Origin of the sequence: Pseudomonas sp. RHF3.3-3 (assembly GCF_048069595.1) — a bacterium.
GTDB classification, from domain to species: domain Bacteria; phylum Pseudomonadota; class Gammaproteobacteria; order Pseudomonadales; family Pseudomonadaceae; genus Aquipseudomonas; species Aquipseudomonas fuscovaginae_B.
In genome coordinates this window covers 1,950,447-1,959,233 of the sequence record NZ_CP182250.1, presented here as the reverse complement: position 1 = coordinate 1,959,233, position 8,787 = coordinate 1,950,447, and the positions used below count along the sequence as shown (strand labels likewise).

Sequence of the window (8,787 nt, the reverse complement as noted above, 5' to 3'; positions counted from 1 at the left end):
GTCATAGACCATGACGCTGCGCCGCCGGGCCGGGAACGGACAACAACAATAGATCGTGAAACATGTCAGAACCGACTTCACTGAATAACGAAATTCGCGACATGCTGATGGACTGCGGTCTGTTCAGCCAACTTCTGCCCGCCGACTGCCAGGCGGCCGCCGGCTACTTCAGCATCAGCAGCGTGGACAAGGGCGAGGAAATCTTCCACGAAGGCGATGCCGGCACCTTCATGTGCATCATCCACCACGGCAGCGTCAACGTGCAGAAACTCAACGAGGCCGGCCAGGCCGTGGTGATCGCCACCCTGCGCGCCGGCCGGGCCTTTGGCGAGATGGCGGTGCTCGACGGCGAACGACGCTCGGCCAGTTGCGTCGCGGCCAGCCACTGCCAGTTGTTGAACCTGGGCAAGGACTCCCTGGAAAAGATGCTCAACGAAGCGCCGAAAATCGCCGCCAAGATCATTCGCGCCATCGCCATCGCGATGTCCAGGCGCCTGCGCATGGTCGACGGGCAGTTGCTCTCGCAGCAGGTTTAACTCGAACTCGGCTTGGCCTTGTCCGTCTTGTCGTTCTGCTCCAGGCCCGGCAGGGTCTGGTCCTTGGGCGGCGACGGCAACTCGATGCTCGGCAGGGCTTCGCCCGGCTTGGGTGGCGTGCGTGGGGTGACCTGCGGGTAGGGTGTCGGGGTCGCGGTGCCCGGGGAGCCCGGAGCGGGTGTCACGGGGGCCGGCGCAATGTCCTCGGCCCATGCCGACGTCATCGTCAGCGCGGCCCACACAACGGCCGCCAGGGTCATGCCTTTCATCGATAGCTCCAGCAATCTGTCTGCTACAGGCTACTCGCAACGCGAACATTTTGCCTCGCTCAATCACCTCCCGATGAAATCCATCCTCGCCGCGCCCCGTGCCGCACGGCGCCATTCACCGAAAAGCCGGGGAACTGCGCTAGGCTATGTACGAAATCGCTTGAAACTTGGTTATGCGGCGTTAAAAACCGGCTCGGAATGCTCATTTACTCCAGTAAACTCCGCTTCCTCGCCGGTTTTTGCCTTGCCTAACCTGCGTTTCAAACAATTTCGTACACAGCCTAGACTTCACGGCATGACCGTCATCAATCCATTCGACAAGGTGAACCCATGAGTTCGACCAACCCTCCCTCCCCTACCGCCAAGCTGGACCGCATCCTCGCCGATGCCAAACGCGACAAGGAGATGGGCTATCGTGACAAGGCGCTGAAGATGTATCCGCACGTCTGCGGCCGCTGCGCCCGTGAATTTTCCGGCAAGCGCCTGAGCGAACTGACCGTGCACCATCGCGACCACAACCACGACAACAACCCGCAGGACGGCTCCAACTGGGAACTGCTCTGCCTGTTCTGCCACGACAACGAACACTCGCGCTATACCGACCAGCAGTATTTCGGCGACAGCTCCCTGAGCAGCCCGAAGATCGCCAAGGCCACCCACAACCCGTTCGCCGCCCTGGCCGGGATGTTGAAGAAAGACGAGTAAGCCCCGCACCGTAGCCCGTCACCCGGCGGGCAGCCTCCAGCCCTCGATCGCGACAGGCATCACGCCCGGCAGCGTTGCCGGTATACTCGCGTCTTTTTCCTGGAAGGCACCCGGCTCGTGGCAAACAAAAGGTACAGCTGCATCGGTTTGTATAACCCCAAGTCACCGGAGAACGTCGGTTCGGTGATGCGTGCGGCTGGCTGCTACGGCGTGGCCTCGGTGTTCTACACCGGCAAGCGCTACGAGCGGGCCCGGGATTTCGTCACCGACACCAAGAAGGTGCACCAGGACATCCCGCTGATCGGCATCGACGACCTGAAGAAGATCCTGCCCCTGGGCTGTATCCCGGTCGCCGTCGAACTGGTGGAAGGCGCCCGCCCGCTGCCGGAGTACACCCATCCCGATCGCGCGCTGTACATCTTCGGCCCGGAAGACGGCTCGCTGGACAAGGACATCCGCGACTGGTGCGAGGACGTGGTGTACATCCCCACCACCGGCTGCATGAACCTGGCCGCCACCGTCAACGTGGTGCTCTACGACCGCCTGGCCAAGGGCAACAACACCCGTTCGGGCCCCAGGTTCTGAGTACCTGGAGGAACCTGTCGCAGGTTCCGGCAGTCTGCAGTCTATCCACCCGCCACTTGAGGAGACAGATCATGAGCGACAGAAAAACCCTGCAGCGCATCGACTCCACGCCGTTCCAGTCCCCGGCAACGCAACAGAACGTCCAGGGCTGGGAGCGGCTCGGCTCCCTCGCCGGCGGCGTGGTCATGGTCGGCAAGGGCCTGCGCCGTGGCGGTGTGTTCGGCCTGATCCAGGTCGCCATCGGCGGCGTCGCGCTGGCCCGTGGCATCACCGGTCACAGCTCGGCCAAGAGCCTGCTGGAGAAAGGCCGTCGCGACCTGGAAGGGGTGCGTGGCAAGGTCGAGCGGGCGGCGGACGAGCTGCGGCAGATGAAGGCCAATGCCGAAATGGCGACGCGCACCGCGACGGTGACGGGCAACGATTCGCTGGAAACACCGAAGGCCTGATTCAGGCGACGCGCCGTAAGGCCCTTTCGCGGATAAATCCGGCTCCCACAGCTTTGCATCGTTCATGGAATATTGATCGCTGCGATACCTTGTGGGAGCCGGATTTATCCGCGAACAGGTACTCAGCTTCGCCACAAACCCAAAAGGTTTACTTCAGCAGGTCGGTCGCCAACACCTTCGACGACCCACCCAGCACGCTTTCGCTCAACTGGATGAACTCCTCGGTGGTCACCGTATCCAGGCGCATCGCCGCCCGGCTCACGTCGTCCAGCGAGTGCCGGTTGTCGGTCTGCTGGCGAATTTCCCGGTCCAGTTCCTGCAGCAGCAAGACCGCCCGGGCCACCGTCGCCCCGCTCACCTGCTCGCCCCGCAAGCTGGCGACCTTGTGTCCGCTGCGCGCCAGCTTCGCCTGCACCGCCCGGTAGCGCTCCTCGCTCATGCCCCCGGCGCGTCGCACCAGCTCGATGGCGTAGTACTCCGCCAGGCCTTCGCCGATCCAGTCGCTGCGGTGGCTATCGTTGATCCGGCCAAAGACATGCACCAGTTCCCGCACCAGCGGGCTGGCCCCCGACTCGCCGATCAACGGCCCGGTGCTGTGCAGGTAGATCGAGTCATGGCTTGCGCGGCCCCCCCGCACCATGGGTTCCCCGGCCCCGACCACCAGCAGTTTCGCCGGGTTGCGCGGAAACACCTCCTGCAGCTTGGGCCAGACGAAAGTCAGCAGCGTGAGCACATCCATCCGCCGCATGCCCTCGCCCCGCGGCGCAGCGACCGTCACCTCGGTTTCGCCCAGCCGTGTGCGCCGGCTGCCGAGATCGCCGGCCAGCAGCCAGCCGGTCGGGCGGTCGAACAGCCGCGAGACGTTATCGACGCGAAAGCGGTTCCTGCCGATCCGCGGCCAGGCGGTCTCGACGCTTTTCCAGCCGTTGGGCAGTTCCACGTCCAGTCGCGACACCAGCTCGGTACCGTCCTGCTGGTCCAGGTGCGCCGGTGGGACCAGTTCCTCGCCCCGCAGCAGGGCCCAGTGACTGGTCATGCGGGTATCGAAGGTGCCATTGCGGCGCGGGTGGCTGATGCTCACCCGATAGCTCAGGCTCGCCTTGCCGGCGGCCGGACGCCAGATGCCGCGACTGCTGGTGCCGGCCTGATCCGGCCGCGTCAGCCATTGGCCGTCGGCCTTGAAGTCGGTGTAGTAGCCCTGGGCGCCGAGGTCGAAATCCAGGCTGCGCACCGCCGCCCCCTGGGCCAGGGTCAGGCGCACTTCGACCTGGTCGCTCTGCGGCAACAGGCGCAAGTGGTAATCCAGGTCGACTTTCTTCCCGGCCCAGGCGGAGCCGGCCAGCATCAACAGCAGCGACCCCGCCAACAGTCGGCAACGCACCGGCATAAACACTCCCTCAGGCCCGCCGATCAACCGGCGCGGAAAATCAGATGGTCTTCCCAGTCGTCCTCGGGCACGCTGCCCTCGGCCAGCATCCGGCCGGACTGGGAAATGCGCTCGTGGTGTACCGCGTCGCGATCGCCGCAGACCAGATGGTGCCAGAGCGGCAGGTCCTTGCCCTCGCTGACCAGTCGATAACCGCAGGTCGGCGGCAACCACTTGAACTCGTCGGCCTTGCCCGGCGTGAGCTGGATGCAGTCGGGCACCGAAGCGCGGCGGTTGCTGTAGTCGGTGCACTGGCAGGTCTTGAGGTCCAGCAGCTTGCAGGCGATCCGCGTGTAGTAGACGCTGTTGTCCTCTTCATCCTCGAGCTTTTGCAGGCAGCACAGGCCGCAGCCGTCGCACAGCGACTCCCATTCTTCCTGATCGAGCTGATCGAGGGTCTTGCGTATCCAGAAGGGTTCGACTTTTGCGGCCATGGTTCAGACATCTGCATCGGGTAGTGAAAAGGTCGCCAGTCTAGTGCCCGGGCCGCAAAGGGCCAAGCATTGGCGACTGTCGGTTGATGAAAGCTTGTCAGCCGCGCCCGGGCACAGTAGTTTTGATGGCCCCAAAGCCCGCTAGCCAACTGCCATTAGCGCTCCTCCGCGCCGCACGAAGCGGACTGTAGACGGGCCGGGCATCACGACCGGACACCGCGCCAGCGGCCAGGGTCGCCCCAACTCCCTTCACTTCGGACTCCAGTCAGGAATCGCCCATGAGTGCCAACCCACGTGTCGCCGACTATCCCATCGACGCCCAGTTCACCCAACGCTGGTCGCCCCGCGCCTTTACCGGCGAAGCCATCCCGGAGGAAACCCTGCTGAGCTTCTTCGAAGCCGCACGCTGGGCGCCATCGGCCTACAACTCGCAGCCATGGCGCTTTCTCTACGCCCGTCGCGACACGCCGAACTGGGAACGCTTCCTCGGCCTGCTCAACGAGTTCAACCGCGGCTGGGCGCAGCATGCGTCGGCGCTGGTAATCGTGATCTCGAAAACCACCTTCAAGGTGCCTGGCGCCGCCGAGGAAACCCCGGCCCTGTGGCACACCTTCGACACCGGCACGGCCTGGGGCTACCTGGCCCTGCAGGCCAGCCAGAGCGGCTGGCACACCCACGGCATGGCCGGCTTCGATCAGGAACTGGCCCGCAAGGAGCTGAAGATTCCGGACGGCTACGCCCTGCACGCGGCGGTGGCGGTCGGCAAGCTGGGCGACAAGGCCAGCCTCGCCGAATACCTGCAGGCCCGGGAAGTACCGAGCCCACGCGAGCCGGTGAGCGCACTGGCGGCCGAGGGTGATTTCAGCCTGTAATCGGCAGTGAAAACGCTGGCTGACCGAGAGGGTGCTGGCGCTTTTCGATCGTTCCCACGCGGAGCGTGGGAACGATCAACTGAGGGAGATGGCAGTCGCAGGCCTAGTAACCGCGCTCGAACCGCACTTCGCCGCGCAGCGGCTGGCTCGCCTGGTACGCCCGCAGGTTCTCGACGAACAACTGCACCATCATCGGCGGGGAGGTCGGCGCCGAGCTGTGACCGGTCAGCAGCAATCCCCAGGCCGTCCAGAACGGATGGCGCTGCGGCAACGGTTCCTGGCGGCAGACATCGATCACCGCACCGGCCAGATGGCCCTCCTTCAACGCTTGCACCAGGTCCGCATCGACCACCGACACGCCGCGCCCGGCATTGATGAACAGGCCGGTCGGCTTGAAGCGCTTGAACATCGCCGCGTCGTACAGGTCATGGGTCGCCGGCGTATTGGGCAACAGGTTGACCACGTAGTCCACCTCGCCCACCCGCTCGCCCAGCGCCTCCAGGTCATCGACCCGGATGAACGGCGCCTGCTCGCGGGCCTCGCTGGCGATGCCGTACAACTCGACACCGAACGGCTGCAGGAACTGCGCCACGCTCTGGCCGATATCGCCCGCGCCGACAATCAGCACCTTGCGCCCCGCCAGCCCCAGGCCGGTGCGGTTATCCCACTTGCGCTCGACCTGGCTGACCAGCCGCGCCAGCACCTCGCGCTCATGGCCGAGCATGTAGGTCAGGACGTACTCGGCCATCAACTGGCCGAAAATGCCGACCGCCCGGGTCAGCCGGTAGTTGCGCGGCAGGCCTTCGGCCAGCAGCGGCGTGATCCCCGCCCAGGTCGACTGCAGCCACTGCGGCCGGTGCCCCTGGCGCAACAGGCTGGCCATCAGGTCCGGCTGGCCGAGCCAGACCGGGCAATCGGCCGCCATTCCCGACAGTACCGCCGAATCGCCGCTGGTCATGACTTCAAGTTCGGGCTGCGCCTGACGCAGCAGGCGGGCATACACGGCGTGGTCGTGTTCGGCAATCAGAACGCGCATGGTTCAAACCTTTCAAAAACGGTGCAGACGGCCGCCGATGAAGCGCTCTCCATCGTGCTCGGCGACCGCCGGAAATGCATTCCATTGAAATGGAGCGCCCGGGTGGCCTGTAGGGTTGATTCGCATCAACCCGCACAGGCCGGGACACTCAGGGGTGTGGCTCAGACCGGGTCATTGCGCCGCAACAACTCTTCGGGCAGGTGCTCGATGTACTCGTCCTCGGCCGGTGGCATCTGCAGGTGATAACCCTGCTTGTCGAGGTTTTCCAGCACCTTGTGGATATCTTCGCGCGCCAGCTTGCGCTCGGGGGTCAGCACCAGGTCGAAGGCATGCTGCGGCTTGCCGAACACCTGCAGGAGGGTTTCCGGTACGCGCTCCAGGGCTTCGCTCTTGAGCACGTAGAGGTACATTTCGTTCTTGCGGGGGCTGCGATAGATCGAGCAGATATGTTTCAAGGCTGTTCTCCGGCAGTCGCCAGGCTGTCGAGCAGGGCCTGGCCCAGCAATTCGCGACGCCAGCCACGCAGCGAATCGGGCAATTGATAGGGTCCGTCAGGGAAGCCGCTCTTGATCAGCGCCTCCAGGGTTTTCTTGCGCAGCATCAGTTCCGGCACGATGTTCATCCGCTCGGCCGCCGCCTGGCCCACCGCGCGCAGGCGCTTGACCAGCGCTCCGGCCTCGATCGGCAGGGGCTCGGGCACCGCCGGCGGCCACTGGTCCATCGGCAGGCTGGCCGCGCGCCTGATCAGTTCGAGCAGGAACTCGCCGTCCTGGCGCACGGTGCGTGGGTGCATGTCTTCGATGCGGGCCAGGGTCACCAGGTTGTCCGGCTGGCTCTTGGCCAACGGCCACAACGAGTGCTCGCGGATGATCCGGTTGCGCGGCAGGTCGCGGGCACGGGCCTCGCGTTCGCGCCAGGCACAGAGTTCCCGCAGCACCGCCAGTTGCGCCCGGGACAGTTTCCAGGCGAGCTTGGCGTCGCGATAGATCTCGTTGGGGTCGACCTCGCGGCGCAGGTTGGCGACCAGTTCGGCACCATCCTCCAGCACCCAGGCATACTTGTCGTCGGACAGTTGCGGGCGCAGGCGGCTGTAGACCTCGGCCAGGTGCAGCGCATCCTCGGCGGCATAGCTGACCTGGGTGTCCGACAGCGGGCGTTGCAGCCAGTCGGAGCGGGTTTCGCCCTTGGGCAGCTCGATACCGAGAACTTCCTGGACCAGCCGCGAATAGCCCATGGAAAAGCCCAGGTTCAGGTAGCCCGCGGCCAGCTGGGTGTCGAACAACGGCGTCGGCAGGCTGCCGGTCAGGCGCAACAGGACTTCGAGGTCTTCGCTGCAGGCGTGCACGACCTTGACCACTGCCGGGTTGTCCAGCAGCGCGGCCAGGGGTTGCCAGTTGTCGATGGTCAACGGGTCGATCAGGTAAGCGCGCGCGCCATCACCGATCTGGATCAGCCCGGCGATGGGATAAAAGGTGTCGACCCGCATGAATTCGGTGTCGAGGGCAACGAAAGGTAGTTGCTGCCATTCAGTGCAATGCCGACCGAGGCTATCGTTGTCGCGGATCCAGTGAATATCGATGGCCACACGGCTCTCCCTTGAAGAATGGCGCGCAGTATATATCGCTGCAGGCGATTTCCGAGCATCCGCGCTGCAAGTGCGTGAGCGAATGCCTCGCTGCGCTGAAAGAATAGTCTTACTCGTCAAGTTCGCAGGGCCCGGAAGATGTCAGCTGTCCTTGCGCAGGACATAGACCCGACGCATGGCACACCCCGGCAGGAAGTCACGATGGCCGACGATCTCGAAACCGGCTTCGTGGAACTCGGCTTCGATCTGCGCCTTGCCCAGCAGCACCGGCTGGTTTTCCAGTTCCGGACGAACGGTCGCGTGGCGGTGGCGCCAGGCCATGAGATTGCCGCCCAGGCACACGGACAGGATCACCGTGTCGCGACTGACCCGGTGAAACTCGCCGAGGATCGCCAGGCGGTGCTCGCGCTCGGCGATATGGGCGAACAATGGCACGCAGAAAATGCAGTCCACCGCATTTTCCGGCAGGCCGATGGCGAACGCCGAACTCTGGAAGGTCCTGACCCGCCTGAACAGCTCGGGCGAATGATGCACCGCGCAGTGTTCGAGCATTTCCCGCGACGAGTCCGCCGCCAGCACCACGCGGTTGCCACGCTTGGCCAACACCGGCCAGAAACGCCCGGCCCCACAGGGCAGGTCCAGCACCAGGCCCGGTTCACCGGCCATCTTCAGCGCCTGGCGCACCAGGCACTCTTCACGCCAAAGCCCAATGCGCGCCAATATGCCCTGGGGATGAGCATCACGGCACACCCGTGCATGCTCGCGCGCATGCTGGCGGGCGAACTCAAGCTCGACAAGTGAAGGCGATGGCGCTGACATGTCTGACGGACTCTGTTGCATTGACCGACGATCGGAAGCGCTGTCGCGAGCGGGGAAGCTTCTCCCGACAGCAC

13 protein-coding genes are annotated in these 8,787 nt (G+C 64.8%); 6 read left to right on the top strand and 7 right to left on the bottom strand.

What is annotated here, in order from left to right:
- Positions 1 to 62 precede the first annotated feature (62 nt).
- Complete coding sequence (locus tag ACMGT0_RS09005) at positions 63 to 536, top strand: cyclic nucleotide-binding domain-containing protein (protein WP_054061379.1); 474 nt, start codon at positions 63 to 65, stop codon at positions 534 to 536.
- On the opposite strand, the gene ACMGT0_RS09000 is transcribed toward ACMGT0_RS09005, so the two are convergent.
- The gene (locus ACMGT0_RS09000; RefSeq protein WP_054061380.1) at positions 533 to 805 is read right to left on the bottom strand and encodes a hypothetical protein; all 273 of its coding nucleotides are present in this window, start codon (positions 803 to 805) and stop codon (positions 533 to 535) included. The genes ACMGT0_RS09005 and ACMGT0_RS09000 overlap by 4 nt on opposite strands.
- Here ACMGT0_RS09000 and ACMGT0_RS08995 point away from each other — a divergent pair.
- The 4 genes from ACMGT0_RS08995 (at position 795) to ACMGT0_RS08980 (ending at position 2,541) form a co-directional block, all read left to right on the top strand.
- Entirely contained in the window at positions 795 to 1,139 is a 345-nt protein-coding gene (locus tag ACMGT0_RS08995; RefSeq protein WP_416772277.1) for a hypothetical protein, read from the top strand. The genes ACMGT0_RS09000 and ACMGT0_RS08995 overlap by 11 nt on opposite strands.
- On the top strand, positions 1,136 to 1,510 hold the full coding sequence (locus tag ACMGT0_RS08990) for a YajD family HNH nuclease (RefSeq protein ID WP_054061381.1): 375 nt from the start codon (positions 1,136 to 1,138) through the stop codon (positions 1,508 to 1,510). The genes ACMGT0_RS08995 and ACMGT0_RS08990 overlap by 4 nt, the downstream gene beginning before the upstream one ends.
- Before the next feature lie 117 nt (positions 1,511 to 1,627).
- Positions 1,628 to 2,095, top strand: a complete 468-nt coding sequence (locus ACMGT0_RS08985; RefSeq protein ID WP_054064031.1) for an RNA methyltransferase — start codon at positions 1,628 to 1,630, stop codon at positions 2,093 to 2,095.
- Between the two features lie 71 nt (positions 2,096 to 2,166).
- The gene (locus tag ACMGT0_RS08980; RefSeq protein WP_416772274.1) at positions 2,167 to 2,541 is read left to right on the top strand and encodes a DUF2892 domain-containing protein; all 375 of its coding nucleotides are present in this window, start codon (positions 2,167 to 2,169) and stop codon (positions 2,539 to 2,541) included.
- Positions 2,542 to 2,689: 148 nt separating this feature from the next.
- Here the strand turns inward: ACMGT0_RS08980 and ACMGT0_RS08975 are convergent, their stop codons facing one another.
- Together ACMGT0_RS08975 and ACMGT0_RS08970 are read right to left on the bottom strand one after the other, a co-directional pair.
- Positions 2,690 to 3,928, bottom strand: a complete 1,239-nt coding sequence (locus tag ACMGT0_RS08975; protein ID WP_416772272.1) for a hypothetical protein — start codon at positions 3,926 to 3,928, stop codon at positions 2,690 to 2,692.
- Positions 3,929 to 3,951: 23 nt separating this feature from the next.
- Positions 3,952 to 4,401: a YcgN family cysteine cluster protein gene (locus tag ACMGT0_RS08970; protein ID WP_054061384.1), complete on the bottom strand. Its 450-nt coding sequence runs from the start codon at positions 4,399 to 4,401 to the stop codon at positions 3,952 to 3,954.
- Between the two features lie 278 nt (positions 4,402 to 4,679).
- Between ACMGT0_RS08970 and ACMGT0_RS08965 the strand changes: the two genes are divergently transcribed.
- Positions 4,680 to 5,273 (top strand): nitroreductase family protein, encoded by a 594-nt coding sequence (locus ACMGT0_RS08965; protein WP_054061385.1) that lies wholly within the window; start codon positions 4,680 to 4,682, stop codon positions 5,271 to 5,273.
- 103 nt (positions 5,274 to 5,376) lie between these two features.
- Here the strand turns inward: ACMGT0_RS08965 and ACMGT0_RS08960 are convergent, their stop codons facing one another.
- The 4 genes from ACMGT0_RS08960 to ACMGT0_RS08945 all read right to left on the bottom strand — a co-directional run bounded on the left by ACMGT0_RS08960 (position 5,377) and on the right by ACMGT0_RS08945 (position 8,713).
- Positions 5,377 to 6,309: a D-2-hydroxyacid dehydrogenase gene (locus tag ACMGT0_RS08960; RefSeq protein ID WP_054061386.1), complete on the bottom strand. Its 933-nt coding sequence runs from the start codon at positions 6,307 to 6,309 to the stop codon at positions 5,377 to 5,379.
- A 161-nt stretch (positions 6,310 to 6,470) separates the two neighbouring features.
- The gene (locus tag ACMGT0_RS08955; protein WP_054061387.1) at positions 6,471 to 6,764 is read right to left on the bottom strand and encodes a YcgL domain-containing protein; all 294 of its coding nucleotides are present in this window, start codon (positions 6,762 to 6,764) and stop codon (positions 6,471 to 6,473) included.
- Entirely contained in the window at positions 6,761 to 7,894 is a 1,134-nt protein-coding gene (gene rnd / locus ACMGT0_RS08950; protein WP_054064028.1) for a ribonuclease D, read from the bottom strand. The genes ACMGT0_RS08955 and rnd overlap by 4 nt, the downstream gene beginning before the upstream one ends.
- A gap of 141 nt (positions 7,895 to 8,035) precedes the next feature.
- The gene (locus ACMGT0_RS08945) at positions 8,036 to 8,713 is read right to left on the bottom strand and encodes a class I SAM-dependent methyltransferase (protein ID WP_054064027.1); all 678 of its coding nucleotides are present in this window, start codon (positions 8,711 to 8,713) and stop codon (positions 8,036 to 8,038) included.
- Positions 8,714 to 8,787: the final 74 nt, after the last annotated feature.

Bases quoted from the DNA above. Each gene is read 5' to 3' on its own strand.
- ACMGT0_RS08995 (WP_416772277.1), top strand. From the start codon at position 795: ATGCCTTTCATCGATAGCTCCAGCAATCTGTCTGCTACAGGCTACTCG.
- ACMGT0_RS08960 (WP_054061386.1), bottom strand. From the start codon at position 6,309: ATGCGCGTTCTGATTGCCGAACACGACCACGCCGTGTATGCCCGCCTG.
- ACMGT0_RS08975 (WP_416772272.1), bottom strand. From the start codon at position 3,928: ATGCCGGTGCGTTGCCGACTGTTGGCGGGGTCGCTGCTGTTGATGCTG.
- ACMGT0_RS08980 (WP_416772274.1), top strand. From the start codon at position 2,167: ATGAGCGACAGAAAAACCCTGCAGCGCATCGACTCCACGCCGTTCCAG.
- ACMGT0_RS08965 (WP_054061385.1), top strand. From the start codon at position 4,680: ATGAGTGCCAACCCACGTGTCGCCGACTATCCCATCGACGCCCAGTTC.
- ACMGT0_RS09000 (WP_054061380.1), bottom strand. From the start codon at position 805: ATGAAAGGCATGACCCTGGCGGCCGTTGTGTGGGCCGCGCTGACGATG.
- ACMGT0_RS08945 (WP_054064027.1), bottom strand. From the start codon at position 8,713: ATGTCAGCGCCATCGCCTTCACTTGTCGAGCTTGAGTTCGCCCGCCAG.
- ACMGT0_RS08990 (WP_054061381.1), top strand. From the start codon at position 1,136: ATGAGTTCGACCAACCCTCCCTCCCCTACCGCCAAGCTGGACCGCATC.
- ACMGT0_RS09005 (WP_054061379.1), top strand. From the start codon at position 63: ATGTCAGAACCGACTTCACTGAATAACGAAATTCGCGACATGCTGATG.
- ACMGT0_RS08970 (WP_054061384.1), bottom strand. From the start codon at position 4,401: ATGGCCGCAAAAGTCGAACCCTTCTGGATACGCAAGACCCTCGATCAG.